This window comes from Paenibacillus sp. FW126-R14 (genome assembly GCF_058789495.1).
This window is the reverse complement of sequence record NZ_JBYTBS010000004.1, coordinates 112622-128756: the sequence shown is the minus strand read 5'-3', so window position 1 is coordinate 128756 and position 16135 is coordinate 112622. Positions and strand designations below refer to the sequence as shown.

At 47.9% G+C, this 16135-nt stretch carries 13 protein-coding genes; all 13 read left to right on the top strand.

Translation table 11 applies throughout. The features are described from left to right. Position 1: 1 nt before the first annotated feature. Positions 2–1153: a glycoside hydrolase family 88 protein gene (locus tag AC3WRW_RS04120; RefSeq protein ID WP_492545092.1), complete on the top strand. Its 1152-nt coding sequence runs from the start codon at positions 2–4 to the stop codon at positions 1151–1153. A gap of 105 nt (positions 1154–1258) precedes the next feature. Next, positions 1259–1798 carry a GNAT family N-acetyltransferase gene (locus AC3WRW_RS04115; RefSeq protein ID WP_492545091.1) on the top strand — a complete coding sequence of 180 codons (540 nt, stop codon included), beginning with the start codon at positions 1259–1261 and terminating at the stop codon, positions 1796–1798. Between the two features lie 935 nt (positions 1799–2733). Further along, positions 2734–3024 carry a hypothetical protein gene (locus AC3WRW_RS04110; protein WP_492545090.1) on the top strand — a complete coding sequence of 97 codons (291 nt, stop codon included), beginning with the start codon at positions 2734–2736 and terminating at the stop codon, positions 3022–3024. A gap of 48 nt (positions 3025–3072) precedes the next feature. Beyond that, the gene (locus tag AC3WRW_RS04105; protein ID WP_492545089.1) at positions 3073–4809 is read left to right on the top strand and encodes an AAA family ATPase; all 1737 of its coding nucleotides are present in this window, start codon (positions 3073–3075) and stop codon (positions 4807–4809) included. 95 nt (positions 4810–4904) lie between these two features. Further along, positions 4905–5876, top strand: a complete 972-nt coding sequence (locus AC3WRW_RS04100; RefSeq protein WP_492545088.1) for an acetylxylan esterase — start codon at positions 4905–4907, stop codon at positions 5874–5876. A gap of 4 nt (positions 5877–5880) precedes the next feature. After that, positions 5881–6354, top strand: a complete 474-nt coding sequence (locus AC3WRW_RS04095) for an SRPBCC family protein (RefSeq protein WP_492545087.1) — start codon at positions 5881–5883, stop codon at positions 6352–6354. Between the two features lie 91 nt (positions 6355–6445). Next, positions 6446–7147: a hypothetical protein gene (locus AC3WRW_RS04090; RefSeq protein ID WP_492545086.1), complete on the top strand. Its 702-nt coding sequence runs from the start codon at positions 6446–6448 to the stop codon at positions 7145–7147. Positions 7148–7270: 123 nt separating this feature from the next. Continuing rightward, positions 7271–8440: an MFS transporter gene (locus AC3WRW_RS04085; protein WP_492545085.1), complete on the top strand. Its 1170-nt coding sequence runs from the start codon at positions 7271–7273 to the stop codon at positions 8438–8440. A gap of 247 nt (positions 8441–8687) precedes the next feature. Then, the gene (locus AC3WRW_RS04080) at positions 8688–10427 is read left to right on the top strand and encodes a response regulator (RefSeq protein WP_492545084.1); all 1740 of its coding nucleotides are present in this window, start codon (positions 8688–8690) and stop codon (positions 10425–10427) included. 2 nt (positions 10428–10429) lie between these two features. Then, on the top strand, positions 10430–12226 hold the full coding sequence (locus tag AC3WRW_RS04075; protein ID WP_492545083.1) for a cache domain-containing sensor histidine kinase: 1797 nt from the start codon (positions 10430–10432) through the stop codon (positions 12224–12226). Beyond that, a complete protein-coding gene (locus AC3WRW_RS04070; RefSeq protein ID WP_492545082.1) occupies positions 12216–13205 on the top strand; it encodes a substrate-binding domain-containing protein in 990 nt (329 codons plus the stop codon). Before AC3WRW_RS04075 ends, AC3WRW_RS04070 begins: the two co-directional genes overlap by 11 nt. 26 nt (positions 13206–13231) lie before the next feature. Then, positions 13232–14506 (top strand): extracellular solute-binding protein, encoded by a 1275-nt coding sequence (locus AC3WRW_RS04065; RefSeq protein ID WP_492545081.1) that lies wholly within the window; start codon positions 13232–13234, stop codon positions 14504–14506. A 220-nt stretch (positions 14507–14726) separates the two neighbouring features. Next, positions 14727–16118 (top strand): ABC transporter substrate-binding protein, encoded by a 1392-nt coding sequence (locus AC3WRW_RS04060; RefSeq protein WP_492545080.1) that lies wholly within the window; start codon positions 14727–14729, stop codon positions 16116–16118. The last annotated feature ends 17 nt before the right edge of the window (positions 16119–16135 follow it).

Genomic DNA, 16135 nt, shown 5'->3' with positions numbered 1-16135 from the left:
GATGAGTGTTAATCAAATGACGGCTTGGAACGGTGCTCAGAAGTTTGAAGACATTATGCCCCAAGTGTGGGAAGCGCTGCAGGAGAAAGTCGATCGTATGATCGCACAGCTTGGAGATAAATCCCCGCATGTCGCGAAAGAGGACGGCGTTTATGACGATATGCGGATCGATTGGTGGACATCCGGCTTTTGGCCGGGGATTCTGTGGATTCTTTATGATATGACAGGCAAAGAGCACTACAAGGAAGCCGCTTGGCGCTGGGATGAAAAGCTTGAGCAGGCGAGCGTGCGGGATAACAATTTTCATCACGATGTTGGATTTCAATATTTGCCGACAGCGGTCATTAAGCATAAATTGACAGGCGACAGCGACGGATTGCGCCGCGGTTTGCAGGCAGCCAATTTCTTGGCAGGCCGTTTTAATCTCGCAGGCAGCTTCCTTCGTGCATGGAATCAGGACAAAATCGGCTGGTCCATCGTCGATTCTACGATGAATTTATCGATTCTGTTCTGGGCGGCGGAAATGACCGGAGACCCGCGTTTTGAACAGATCGGCAGGGCGCATGCGGATACGGTCGTGGACAAGTTCATCCGGGAAGACGGATCGGTGAACCATATTCTGAGCTTCAATCCGAAGACGGGCGAGCTCATTGAATCGCTTGGCGGTCAGGGTGCAGGACCGCTGTCCGCTTGGAGCCGCGGAGCCGCTTGGGCGCTGCACGGTTTGGCGAACGTCTACCGCTACACGGGAGAAGTGCGCTACTTGCGCGCGGCCCAGCGTGTCGCGAACTTTTTTCTCGCGTGCCTGCCGGAAGATGACGTGGCGCACTGGGATTTCCGGGCGGCTGAATCGCTGGACGATGAGCCGAGGGATACATCGGCTGCCACTTGCGCCGCATCCGGGTTGATTGAGCTGGCCGAGTTCCTGCCAGCGATTGAAGGCAACGTGTACCGCCGCGCTGCGGAGCGGATGCTGTTGTCTCTCACGCAAAATTACGGCACATGGGATCAGCCGGAGCATCAAGCTATTTTGCTCGAAGGCACAGGGAACAAGCCGGCCGGACAAAACATCAACGTTTCGCTCATCTACGGTGATTACTATTATGTGGAGTCTATTGCCAAGCTGCTGGGCTGGAAGCAGCGGATATTTTAGCAGAGGGACCGTGGTGGTTTGCAGCTTATTTCAGCTGCTCCGCCGCGGTCTTTTTTTGATATAATGAAATGGCTGTTCAATCATAGGCGGAGAGGAAGCTGGGGAATGCTGCTAAAAATCGATGATGAGCTTGTATTGAAAGTGTTTGAACCTAGCGATGCTGAGCGCTTGTATGCATTAACGGGTGCTTCAAGGTCCTATCTCCGGGAATGGCTTCCTTGGGTAGATGGAACCGTGGATGTGGAGGATACGAGGTCCTTTATTGCGTTTTGCCAAAAACAATATGCTTCCAACAATGGATTCAATTCGGGCATATGGTTCAAGGGAGAGCTCGTTGGCTGTATCGGGTACCATTCGGTTGATTGGACTAATAAGAAAACCAGCATAGGTTACTGGTTAGGCGAGCCGTTTCAAGGCCATGGCATCATGTCCAGATCCTGCCGCAAGTTAGTCGACTACGCACTGAACGAATTAGGACTCAACAGGGTTGAGATAAAATGCGGATCAGGCAACTTGAAGAGCAGGGCCATTCCTGAAAAGTTAGGTTTTATGAACGAAGGGCTGATTCGGCAAAATGAATGGATCTACGACCGTTTTATCGACCATTATGTATATGGCATGCTAAAGGAAGATTGGAATAGGTAGTCCCAGCTAGACGGAGGGATGGGGAGCTATGGGCAGTTATTTGAGCTAAAAGGGTAACCCCGTCCCCGGATCTCCATCTGACTAATCTACTGACTGCTGAGCGGTTCAACCATCTCTGCATCACATTCACAACCGTCACATAAATCTTATCATCCCCGAGCTATCTCCACCATCCGAAATTCGCGTCAAAAAAATACAATTATTTCCATATGCCTCTGCAAACCGATTTTCCCGTACCACTAACAAGCCAATGATCCCCAGCTACCTCTGCTACCCGAAATTCCGCCCATTACCCACAATTCCATCATTTCCCAGCTACCTCCGCACCCCGAAACTCCCGCCCCGCCAACAAGCCAACGATCTCCAGCTACCTCCACCACCCGAAATTCGCGCCACCGCCTACCTCCAGACAATCCCCGTTATCCTCGTCATCCGAGATCCAGCTGCCCCACAAAGTGAAATGTATTCAAATGGAGACGACTAAGGTGGCTGGAGAGTGTTGTTGGGAACTACAGTCCACTATTTCTGCGTAAAATGGCATTCTGAGCTTTTAGTGGGAACTACAGTCCGCTATTCCGCCATTGTGATGGGAAAACCATCAGAAAAGAACAAATAAAGCCCTATAGTTCCGCTTAAGCAGTAGAAAAGGCAGCTATTTGCCGGATAGCGGACCATAGTTCCCTCTCTCTTGGAAATGCGAAGCAATGCGAGGGATATGTCATATTTACGGAACCATTTTATCCATGAATTAACATTTTTTTGCGCTCTCATCATCGTGATTGTCGGCCGTAACATACACTTGATTTTCAGCGGCACTCGGTCTTAATATGAAATAAATAGAATATATTGGTGTTAATCTAGTGTCGAACTGAATCTCACATCATCCTCACCTGTCAGTATTCCTAGCATAGTATGTAGGAAGGTGGTGGTGAAAAGTGATACTAACAGTTGCGGGCTGGATGATTTACACATTATGGGCCATATTTGGATTAATGATTATTCATTTTCTAATTTCCTTTTTCAAATCGTTTTGGGAAGGATCTTTTGATGTTACATTCGTATTAGGCTATTTAAAAGATGTCCTCTATTATGTTTTTCCATTGAATGTGCTTGTAAACCTAGTTTCAATCGATCCTACAGGGTGGATTCTTGTGATCTTTTATTTCATCTGCGGGATCGCCGTCATTCTCAAATATTTATTGGATATCAAGAAAATTTTCCAATAAATTATAGCGGGCCTTCTTGAAGTTGGTCCCAGGAAAGGAAGTGAAGCCATGAGGAGATATCAATGGATTAAGTGGCGTAAATTCATCCTCTGGCTTGTGGCCCTCGTGTTAGTCGGTATGTTGTTGTTTGTAGGAGGGCCGCCCTATTGGAATGCTGCGTTGACCATCGCCAGTCTGTTATTTCAGTTGTTATTCGCAGTATCCTTCATGATCATCCAGTTCGTAGCTCTCTTCTGGTTTCTGGCCAGGGGGCGAACCTACTGGATATTGCCTGGGGAAACAGGAGCAACCTGGGACGATTATCGGGGGAACCCGGAAATTGTTGAGAATGCGAAACGGATTGTGACCCTGCTCAAAGGGGTCAAGGAATTCAAGGAGATGGGTGGCGAGGCGATCCGTGGCTTGCTGCTATGCGGCCCGCCAGGCACCGGGAAATCTTACTTGGCTCAAGTTATTGCCAACGAAGCTCAAGTGCCTTTCGCATACGCTTCGGCCCCCAGCTTTCAGAACATGTTCTTCGGCGTAGGAAACTTGAAGGTGATGGGCATCTTCAAGAAAGCGCGGAAGCTCGCCAAGGTGTACGGCGCCTGCATTATTTTCATTGACGAGATCGATGCCATCGGCATGAGCCGTCAAGGAGGGGCAGGCGGAGGCATGATGGGGATGATGGGCATGGGCGGAGGCTCAGGGCTCCTCAACGAGCTGCTCTTGCAGATGGACCCGCCGAACGTTGACAACTCCAAGATTGCCAAGTTGCTCCGCTCGCTGGGACTGCGGCGCAAAAAGGCGGAGCGGCCGGCGGTACTGACCGTAGCGGCAACGAACCTGCCTGACGTGCTGGATTCTGCGCTGCTGAGGCCAGGTCGGTTCGACCGGCAGCTTTGGGTGGATGTTCCTGACTATGACGGACGGGTCGACATCTTCCAGTATTATTTGAAAAAAGTGAAGCGGGACGACTCGCTGACACCGGAGGCTGCAGGTCTCGATACGATCGGATACAGCCCCGCGCAAATCAAGCACATCGTCAACGAGGCCGTTGTAATCGCGCACCAGCGCGGAGCTCAGCTGGCAAGTTATGAGGACTTCCGGGCGGCGATGGAGACTTATGAGTGGGGGCTCAAGCAGCCGCTTCGCTCGATGAGAGACGATGAGAAGCGGAATGTAGCCTACCATGAGGCGGGCCATGCGGTGGCCCAGTTCCTCCTGAAGCCGCACGAACGCGTCTGGAAAGTGACGATCATTCGACGGGGCGGAGCGCTCGGTCTCGCTGCGACCAAACCGACGCACGAGCGGTACAACCGGAGCGACAGCGAGATTTTGGCGGAAATTCAAGTTTGTCTGGCAGCTCGCGCCGTAGAGGAGGAGTTTCTGTACAAGAAATTAAACGGTGTTACTTCTGACCTCCAGCATGCAACGGAACTGGCGGGAGCTTACCTCGGCATGGTCGGGATGGGGGATGAACTGTTCAGTTGGCTGGCCGTCGGTCCCCGGGCAGAAGGGCTGAAGGCGCTCAGACCCAAAATTAACGCGCTGTTGAATGCTCAAATGCTCGAAGTGAAGAAGCTCGTCAAAGAATATGACGGTTTCGTTCATGCCATTGCGGAAGAGCTGCTGAAGCGCGGTGATCTGACCGGAGATGAGATTGAAGAGATCTTCGTAAACTTGTACGGTCAGAGCCGGCCTGTACTGCCTGAGGTGAAGCCACCTGTAATTAGCGTGCCAGCCAAAGAAGAGTCGGCCCAGCTGCTTGAAGAAACTGAGGAGAAATCTAAGGATACCGAATAATAGAATGCAGCAAAAGGACTGTCCCAGTGGGGTGTTTCGGACCGCTGGGGCTGTTTTTCTATGTTAGCTTCATTTTTGGAAAGGAAAACACGAATATGAATATGAATGTGATTGCGAAACGCAAAAAAGACCTGGAGCAATACGCGCCGGCTCCCACGCTGGATAAGAATGCCATCGATACTTATTGGAACCGAGCGCTAGATGAGGCAAACCGGCAGCCGTTGATTGTCCGAAGGGAACAGCTTGCCCCGTTCTTTCCTTCTGTCCGAATGGACAAGCTGACCTATCTCGGCCATGACGGCACGCCAATTCACGCTTGGTTTCTCGTTCCCGATCAACCAAGCGGGAGCAGCCGGAAGCCGCCTTGTGTCATCCTCTTCCCTGGCTATGGCGGAGACAAAGGCCTCCCGGAGCGCTACGCCGCTTACCTGCTGCTCGGCTACGCCGTTCTGGCTGTTGACGCCAGAGGACAGGCAGGGGAAACCGGCAATCATCTGCAGGATGATGCCGGCACTTCGAAGGGCTGGGTTACGCAGAATCTGCTCAACAAGGAACGCAGCTATTACATGGCGCTTGCACTGGACGTCGTAAGAGCCGTGGAAGCCGCCGTGCAGCAGCCGGAAATCGACGCCAATCGAATAGCCGCAGTTGGCACGAGTCAGGGCGGGGGCATGGCGCTGCTGGCCGGCGCGCTCAGCTCTAAAATAACGGCAGTCGTTGCGAACATTCCGAACCTTTGTCAAATCGACTATGGCATCCTCCATTCCACGGGTTCGCTTTCGGAGATCGCCAACTACCTGAAACGATATCCGGATAAATTGGATGCAGCTCTAGAAGCGATGGCATATTTTGACATAGTAAATCTAGCTCACCGTATTCAATCAAGTGTAGCCATGTCAGTCAGTTGGAAGGACACGGTCTGCATGCCGGAAACCATCTATGCTGCCTACAACCGGTTGACATGTTCTAAACGCATCTTTGATTATCCGTTTTCTGGACATGAAACCGGCGAAGAGCATCAACGGAAGGCGCTCCTCTTTTTGCAGGAATGCTTTGGAGGGGGCTAACTTCATGCCGATCATACGGATTGAACTGCTGATTCACGCACCCGTTGAGATTGTTTTTGATTTGGCAAGAAGCATCGACATCCATGCGAAGTCAACCGCACAAACGAAGGAAAGACCGATAGCAGGCAGGACAAGCGGCCTCATTGAATTAGGGGAGACCGTGACATGGGAGGCAGTCCATTTTGGCATCAAACAGAGGCTTACTGCGAAAATAACGGAGATGGAACGTCCTCATCGTTTTGTAGACGAGCAGGTTCGCGGAGCTTTCAAGCAATTCAAACACACCCATGAGTTTACTGCTGTCCATAACGGTACAAGAATGATCGATATCTTTGCGTATACGTCGCCTCTTGGCGTGTTGGGAAGATTAGCGGATCAATGGTTTCTGGAAGCTTATATGCATAACTTTCTGCTGCAAAGGAATACGTATATCAAGACGGCGGCTGAGAATGTGATGAGGAAAGGACTTGACAGTTGAGTTGAGAAACATTATCATTTGAATTAATAAATGATATTGAAAATCATTATCAATTGAAGTTTGCTAACCATCACGGGGGTGTCCCATACATATGTTGAACGACAATGAGATCGGCGTGGGCACGGGAACCATGCATATTTTGAGCGATTATCAACTCGAGCTTTGGATTCGGAACAATTCTCCAGCGTGCAGCCCTATCAGTCCAGACGAGCCGGACTGGAGACAGCTTACACAATATGCGGCTTACCATGCGATTAACGATTGGTATTCGCTGCCGCTCAAATCTCGCACGTTATTTTCATTAACGAAACAGTTCGAGAGACGATGGACGAATAAGTTTCGCAAGTTTGAGTCGCTGGCATTTTATATGGATGTCAAACGAAACGTGCTTATGCATCTGTATAAGGCGCTCACCGGCGAGAACGCCGTCGAATGTCCGCTTATGCTTTTCGAGAGCTGTCCTGTGTGGGTGGAAGAGCTTCATTCAGGCTTGTCCCAAATTATGCAAGTCATGGCGCCGGCGAAGGATTCGTTCGTGATCCATAAATATGTGATGGAAGAAAACGAGGCCGCTATGCAGCTGTTTTTCCATATGACGGTGGTCTATTGTGTGAAAGCATTTGGGAAAATGCCGGAGTCCTTGCAGGTGTGGAATATGATGAACGGGAAGCAATACCGGATGAACAAGGAGGAGATGGATCTAAACAGGTCCATGGACTATTTGCAGCTCATAAAAGAAGTGTATTTGGAAAAGGACGCCTGTCCTTGCTGTTCCGCCCGGTTAGTCATGTAGAAGCAGATGAAAAATAAAGCTTGAACGCTAGCGGTACTTGTCGTACATTTTTAATAACCTGAAGTCGGAGCCGGCCCTTCATCTTGGGGCTGGTTTATTTTACTTTAAGCAAGAAAGAAGGGGTTGACAACGAGACTTTACGCATTTTTGTTATTTTATGCCGTCATTTATATGGGGAATGCGGTTTATGGCACCTTTTTACCGGTATACCTGCATAACATCAAGTTTTCGCAAGAACAAATCGGGATGCTTCTAAGTCTCGGGCCGCTCGTTGCCATGCTGGGGCAACCGGTATGGGGAGCATTAGGCGATCGTGCCAAGACCAAAAATAGTGTGCTGTTCCTGCTCTTGCTTGGCAGCGGCGTTTCGATTATGTTTTTTCCGCTCTCGGATCAGTTCATGTATTTGCTTGTGTTGATCTGTGTGTTCATGTTTTTCCAAACGTCCATTTTTGCGCTCAGCGACGCGATAACCTTGGAGGAGCTGGACAGGCGTCCCAAATGGAATTTTGGTTGGATCCGTCTTGGCGGCACGATCGGTTTCGCCACCATGTCTCTTATATTCGGCATCGTCGCCAAATCGCACATTAATTCGATGTTCCCCGTCTACGCAGGTACGATGGTTGCCGCTTTGCTGCTCCTTTGGTGCTTTCCGCAAGCAGTCAGCCGGTCGTCCAACGTCACAGGGAAGAAATTCAGAGAGCTTTTCCGTAACGGAAAGCTGATGTTTTATTTGGGGATTAATTTTATTGTCCAAGTTACGTTAGGATATTATTATGCTTTTTTCCCGATTTATTTCAAGGAAATGGGTGCCGACAGCTTGATGCTCGGATGGTCCATGGTCATTTCTTCGATGAGCGAGCTGCCGTTTCTGCTGTTTTCCGGCTGGATTTTCAAGCGCGTTTCGGTCTCGATGCTTTTAATTATTGCCGCGCTGGGCTCTTCCGTCCGGTGGTTCCTGTTTTCCGTCATTGACCAGCCTCATTGGATATTGCCGGTGCAGCTGCTGCACGGCGTTATTTTCATCGTATTATCCGTCACGCTGGCAACCTTCATCAACCGCGAAGTGCCTGCGGAATGGAAAGCTAGCGGACAAACGCTGAACGGTTTGCTCAGCCTCGGAGCCGCGCGTATCATTGGGAGTTTCTTCGGCGGGATCATGAGTGCAGCGTACGGCATGAGACAAGTGTTTCTGTACAGCTCCTGGGTGTCGATGGCAACAGTCGTCGTGTTCGGAGTCGTCGTTTGGCTGCGCAGGAAACAGCATGATCCAAGCGCTTCGGTATCGCAATGAACTTAGGGATGGATGCCGCAAGTCGGCATGATAGGGCTGCTAAATGAGCAGCCTCTTTTTTGTGTCCAAATTGGAGAGTCGGTTGCATTCTTTCCAAGACATGTTTGTACAAAAACGGATACATCTCGTGCATTCTCTTGCTTACGCTAGGCATTTCAACGATGAGGCGAGAATTTTCGACAAAACCATACAAATTAGACTCCTTCCCGACGGCAGTAAAGACTTGTATAATATTAGGAAATGAGAGATGGAAGTACATTCCACCTGCGAAACGGTCTTTGATAATACGTTGCAATACATCCAAAGCTATGACCGGATTCCTGAAAATATCGGAAATCCGTTTTTTTATGTAGAGACAGGGGTGTACACCATGTATAGAATCGTAATCGTTGATGATGAAATCGAAGTGAGGGAAGGCATCAAGGAGAGCATCGAGTGGGAGAGACATGGATTTGAGTGTATCGGAGATTACAGGAATGGCAGCGAAGCTCTGGAAGCTATTGCAGAACTCAGGCCAGATCTTGTTTTATCGGATATTTGCATGCCGTTCATGGACGGGATTGAACTGACCAGACAAATTCATTTGAACTATCCGTACATCAAGGTGATCATCTTAACCGGTCATGACGATTTTGATTATGCGCAGAAAGCACTGCGCCTTAAGGTACATGATTTCATCGTAAAACCGATTACGGCAAACGAACTTCGCAATCTGCTCGATAAAGTGAAAATCGAAATGGATCAGGAAGCTGAAAACCGTGAAAATCTCTCTCATCTGAAGATGCAGCTTCATCAAAGCTTGCCATTATTAAGAGAACGGTTTCTTGAACAAGTTGTAAGCGGCACGCTGAGAGATAGCAGGATTCAAGAAAGATTTCACTATTTCGGCCTTCCGTTGATCGCTCCGCCATATCTGGTTGTCGCCATTGACATTGACGATTTCGATGAAATCAAAAAGGAAAAATGGCAGAACGATCCGGAGCTTTTCCGGTCCGCCGCCTTTAACATCGTTCAAGAAGTGATGGAGGGAAAAGAGGCCATCGTTTTTCGAACGAGGGAAGAACGCATAACCGTCATTTTTTTCGGGGAATGGGAAGAAGGGACGTATGAGGCGGCGCTCAACTTAGCTGAGGTCATCCGCTTTTGCATGGAGAAATATTTGAAATTCACCGTTACGGTTGGCGTTGGCCTGCTGTGCAAAACGTTAAACGAGCTTCCGCTATCGTACAAAGGGGCTATTTCCGCACTGGACTACAGATTTTTGCTTGGCAACAACAGGGTCATCTCCATCGATGATATGGAGGGCGCCAATATACCCGTTCACCAGCTGGATATTGAATGGAGTCGCAAGTTTTCAACTTTGATCAAAACGGGAACACGAGGTGAAGCGCAGGTTCTCATCGATCAACTGATAAGCACTTTAAAAGTCTCCCTAATGCCAATGTGGGCTTGTTATTTACAAATTCAGTCGATCATTATTGCCATTATGAATACGATTCATGAATTCGCTGGCAGCGACGTTATGCATTTTAAAGGGCATGAAATCGTCCTGCAGGATATTAACCGGTTCAAAACGTTGGATGAAATTGAAACCTGGCTCCTAACGATTTGTAAAGAAGCGATTTTGTATATTTCAGAACAGCGAAGCGACCAGACGAAAATGCAGGTTCTGAGTGTAATTGACTACATTGAAAAGCACCACTCGAATGAGAACCTTACGGTCGATGAAATTTGCCGGCATGTCCATTTGAGCAAAAGCTATTTCAGCACCGTGTTTAAGCAAAATAAGGAACAAACCATCATGGAATATGTCACGCGCGTCCGGATTGAGAAAGCCAAAGATTTCCTGCAGCAAACTCCTCTAAAATCATATGAAGTAGCGGCCAAAGTTGGCTACAGCGACCCTCAATACTTCAGTGTATTATTTAAAAAACATACGGGGACAACCCCTACGGAATACCGAGAAAAGTTATTGAGGGAGAAATAAGGATGAGAAAAGAAGGGAATGCCGGATCATTTCTTTTCAAATTTAGAAGCATTCAATCAAGTATTTCGGTCGTCTTTTCATGTTTGATTTTATTTCTCATCGTGATCACAAGCTACATTTCTTACCATCTTTCGGCTGACGCGGTGGAAATGAATTCGAAGCACTATATAGCTGAAATCGTCCAACAGGTGAATATCAATATCCAGTCCTACATAACCAATATGGAAGATATCTCCATGCTCGCATCGACGAATAAAGACGTGAAATATTACATTACAGGGACGGGCTTTATTAGTGACGAAGAACGCAGACCGTATGAGAAACGGATATCCGATTTATTTCAATCCATTTTGATTACCCGTAAAGATATTGCTTCGATTATGGTTTTTGGCTACAATAACCGGTTCGTGTCCGATCGCCGGATTACGAGCCTGAATATGAATGCCAACTTTGAGGAACAGCCGTGGTACAAAAATGCAAAAGCCGAAGGAGGGAAATCCGTCATCTCCGCTCCCCATGTCCAAAACATTATCCAGAACGAGTACCGTTGGGTAGTTTCCTTGAGCAGGGAACTAAAAAGTGCGGACGGCATTACGGGAGAAGGTATTTTCCTGGTTGATCTCAACTTGAATGTCTTAGGCGAAATTTGCAATCATATTAATCTGGGCAAAAGAGGGTATGTTTTCATCCTCGACAAGGATGGCAGCATCGTGTATCACCCGCAGCAGAAGTTGATTAACAGCAATTTAAAAGCGGAGATGATCGATGAGGTCAAACAGGCCGGCAGCGGCAGCTTCGTTACGGGAGATGGCAACAAGAAACGGATCTATACGATCCAAGAGACGCACTTCGGCTGGAAAATTGTCGGGGTCGCCTATGCCAATGAGCTTATCGCCAACCAGTATCAGATTAACATTTCGTATTTTTTATGGACGATTCTGGCTTTAGTTATCGCGCTTTATCTCTCTTTCTTTATTTCCCGCCACCTTTCGCGGCCAATCAAGCTGCTGCAAAGCAATATGAAGCAAGTGGAAAAAGGAGACTTCAGCATTCGTTCGGAATTTCGCAGCGAGAATGAAATCGGACAATTGGGTCAAACGTTCAATATCATGGTCGGCCGGATCAAAGATTTAATGAATCAGATCATTCAGAATGAAGAAAGCAAGCGAAAGAGCGAAATGAAGCTGCTTGAAGCGCAAATTAATCCTCATTTTTTATACAATACGCTGGATTCCATCATTTGGATGGCGGAGCGAAAAAAGCATGACGAGGTTGTCCAGATGACTTCTTCGCTTGCCAAGCTGTTTCGCGCGATTATTAATAAGAATAATGAAACCGTTTCCGTTCGGGTTGAGATTGAGCACATCACCAATTATTTGTTGATTCAATCGATGAGATACAAGGACAAGCTTGATTTTCAGATTGAGGTTGATCCCGGCATTTTGGAGGTTCATATTCCGAAAATTATTTTGCAGCCGATCGTTGAGAATGCGATTTATCATGGGATCAAGAACAGTTTGGAGCCCGGTTTGGTTAAAATAACAGGAAAAGAAGACGGAGATACCATTGTGTTCGTCGTCGCCGATAACGGAGTCGGCATGGAGCCGGACAAGCTGGAACATATTTTGAAAGTGAAAGATGGCGTCGTCAAAGGGATCGGGGTCAGTAATGTGAACGAACGGATTAAGCTATTCGGAAATGAGTTTGGCCTTACGTTTAAAAGTGAAAAGTGGGAAGGTACGGAGGTTCGGATTGTGCTCCCCAAATGTGCCCAGAAAGGAGTCGCCGATGACCGTTAAAAGGCCGGTTTTCTTGGCAGTGCTGTCCGTGATCGTGATTGGTTTTGGCGTGGTAGCCAGCATGGAGATGCTGCGTATTACGAATCCAAGAAAGCTCGAGATCGCTGTCGTCCTAAAAACGAACAACGTGCGCTCGGATTATTGGCAGATGGTTAGCGCAGGCGTAAAAGCGGCAGCGAAGGAGCTTGCTGTCCATATCGATATAACGGGACCTGTATCGGAAACGGATACCGCAGGACAAATTCGGAATGTGGATGAAGCGTTGATGAAGAAGCCCGACGCTATCATTCTCGCTGCTACCGATTACGAGAGGCTTGCACCTGCTGCCACAAAAATAAAAGAGTCCGGAACGAAGCTCATCTTAATCGATTCTCCGGTCTATTCCCATACGGATGCGAGCCTAATTGCAACCGATAATTTTGAAGCGGGGAGAAAAGCCGGGGTTTTCTTGGCAGGAGGACACAACAGTCAATTATTTGGCGTGATGACCCTCGGCAGCAATCAGCAATCGATCGCCGAGAAAGAGCGCGTGAACGGGTTTAAGGAAGCCATTGCTGATTTTCCCGGTGCGGAATATGCAGGCAATTATGAGTTTGACGGTACAGAGGATGCGGCCTATGAACAGGTCAAACATCTGCTGGCCATGTATCCGAATATCAAGGGGATTGCAGGCTTGAATGAAAAGGCCACGTTAGGGGCCGCCAGGGCAATCAAAGAAAAAAGATGGGAGGATCACATTAAAATCGTCGGTTTTGACAGCTCCATTTATGAGATCAAGCTGTTGGAAGAAGGGATTATCAAGGCCACAATCGTGCAAAAGCCGTTCAATATGGGGTATTTGTCCGTTGAAACGGCGGTGCAGGCTTTGTCCGGTATTAAAGTGGACCCCAAAGTGAATATAGACGCCCATGTCATAACCAAAGAAAACATGTACACCCAAGAAAATCAGGAGCTTCTCTTTCCTTTGGTGGAAAAGTAGGGAAATGACGGAAGGGGGATCTAACCATGAGCCAAACAGGTAAAACAAAAACGGCTTGGTCGCTTTTACTTCTGCAGCTTACGGCTATTGTATTCACCGGATGCATCAGCGAGGACGTTTTCCATCCGGTTACGCCCGACCCCGACGCGAAGGCGATGATTACGTTTGTGGCTGCCGAGTACAGCACGTCGACTAAGCCTTATTTTGAAAATGTGGTGAAAGAATTCGAAACGAAGTATCCGAACATTAAGGTGGAACTGCAGGTCATTAACTGGGACATCCTGGATAGTGCTTACAATACGATGATCAGCCGCAATCAGCCTCCGGATTTGCTGCTCACGAACATTTACGCGCACTTTGCCAAGGATGGACTGCTGAACAGCATGGACGATATTCTTTCGACGGAACTGAAGGATAAGTTTTATCCCTATCTGATGGACAGCGGCAAAATGCTTGGCAAGCAATACACGGTTCCTTATGTAACGACAATCCGGGAACTGTATTATAACAAAGATATTTTCAATGAGGTTGGCCTTACGGAACCGCCGAAAACTTGGAGAGATCTGGAGGAGGATGCGCGCAAAATCAAGAATACGAAGCAAGTGGACGGCTTCGGCGTCGATTTGACGGATAATGAAATTTGGGCGTATCTTTCTTATTTTTTCTATGGTGCCGGCGGAGGCTGGATGAAGGATGGCGAGTGGGCGATCAATTCGCCTGAGAATGTGGAAGGCATCACGTTTCTAAAAAATCTTTACGAGGACGGTTTAACGGACCCGGAACCGGCGGTGACAACACGCGATGAAAAACAGCGGATTCTGGGTAACGGCAAGCTCGGGATGTTGATTTCTGGCAACTATTTTGAAGCCGTCGTTCCGCATGAGTATCCTGGACTGAAATGGGCGAAAGGACCGATCCCGGTGAAAGAGGGGCAGACGCCTCTGGTGCTGGGTGTGCAGGACGTATGGATGTCTTTCAAAACCGATCATACGAACAAGGAAGCGTTGTCGAAATTTCTTGATTTTATTTATGAGGACGGGCGTTACGAGGAGTTTGTTCTTCGGGAAGGTTTTCTTCCAACCATCCGTACGGTAGGCAGCAAATTGGCGGCTAACGATCCCTCTATGAAACAAAATTTAGATTCTATTAAAAGCGCAAAGTTTTACCCCATCAATAATCCCGCATGGTCTGCCGTTCTGAATGCGACCAGAAATATGGGGCAAACGGTTCTGCTCGGCCAGATGACGCCCAAACAAGCGCTTGACCGGCTGCAGCAGATTGCTCTCGACAAAAGCCGGTAAGGCATATATAGGCAAAGGTCAGGAAATTATTCCTGGCCTTTGTTTCATTTTACAAAAATCCACCTAAAGACAATACTTTTTTAACTATTTACAGTCATTTAATCAATGGTTGAATACCGTGAAAATTACTATGATTAAGGTGTACGAAGGAATTGGAAATGAGTAGAAGCGGATGCTATCCAATCAGGCGGCTCCGCATAATTCTAGGGAGGTCTTTACGATGATGAAGCCAAAAAAAACAATGGCAATGGGTATGGTGCTATCGACAGTTTTACTTGCTATGACAGGCTGCGGAAGCAATAATGCGACTACGACAAGTGCGTCAGTAAAGCCGGCCGACAGCGCGAAACCGGTGGAGAGCGTCAAACCCGCTGCCACTGCCAAACCTGAAGGAACAAAGCTTGCCGGTGACTTTGAAATCCAATATTTTGTCGGCGGATATGGCGATGCGTGGTGGAAACAAGCGATTGCTGAGTTCCAAAAGCAAAATCCCGATTTGAAGATCAAGGAATCCGCAGGCGCCAAAATTAACGATCAAATGAAACCGCGTTGGATTCAGGGGAATCCGCCTGATTTTGTTTACATCGACGGAGCGGGCTCCAACACCAGGCAGATGGTAACGGATGACCAGCTGATGGATATTACGGACTGGCTGAAGGATGCCAAGAATGTAGACGGAAAGAAGATTCTCGATCTCTTGATCGCTCAGCCTGAGGAGTACAAGCCGGGGAAAGCATTCGCTGTTCCGCTCGTTTTCGGTTCTTGGGGCACGTTCTACGACAAAGCGTTATTCAAAAGCAAAGGCTGGGAAGCGCCTGCAGACTTCCAAAGCTTCATGGATTTAGGCGAGAAAATTAAAGCCGATGGAAAAATGAGCGATTATATCCATACAGGAGTTTACCCGTATTACATTAATGGCGGTTTGTTAGACCCAACGATTATTGCGATGAACAACTATGACACATCCATTTTTAAGAAAATTAATTCCCTTGAAAAGGGAGTTTGGAAGAGCGAGCCTGTTATGAAATCTCTGGATAGAATTGTGCAAATGAGAGACAAAGGGCTCATCGACAAAGGATCACCGGCTCTGAATCATACGGATTCCCAAACGCAATGGCTGCAGCATAAAGCAGCTTTCATTCCGACAGGCATATGGGTGGAAAGCGAAATGGCGAAGGACATTCCAGCCGGATTCGAATTCGGATTCTTGCCTTCCATTGGCCAAGACAAAGGCGGCAAGTTCGTAGCGAATCCGTACACGTCCACCGTTGCAATCGCGAAGAAAGCGAAAAATCCTGAGGCGGCTAAAGCATTCATGCAATTCATTTTCACAGAAAAAGAGAGTAAATTATGGGCAGAGCTTTCCAAAGCCCCTGCTAACATCAAGGCAGATCTTGAAGGTACGAATGCACCGGCGCTTACGAAAGAAGCAGCCAAATTCTATAATTCACCAAACACGGTCGTTGCCCCTGAGGTTGTTATTCCTGAGGAGCTTGTAACTGCAAGAAACAACGCAACGCTCGCTCTTACGAAAGGTGAAATTACACCGCAGCAATGGTCGGATCGTATGGAAGAGGCCACAGATAAAATTCGTTCCAAAGAAAAAAAATAAGTCATTTGGAGTGGTAA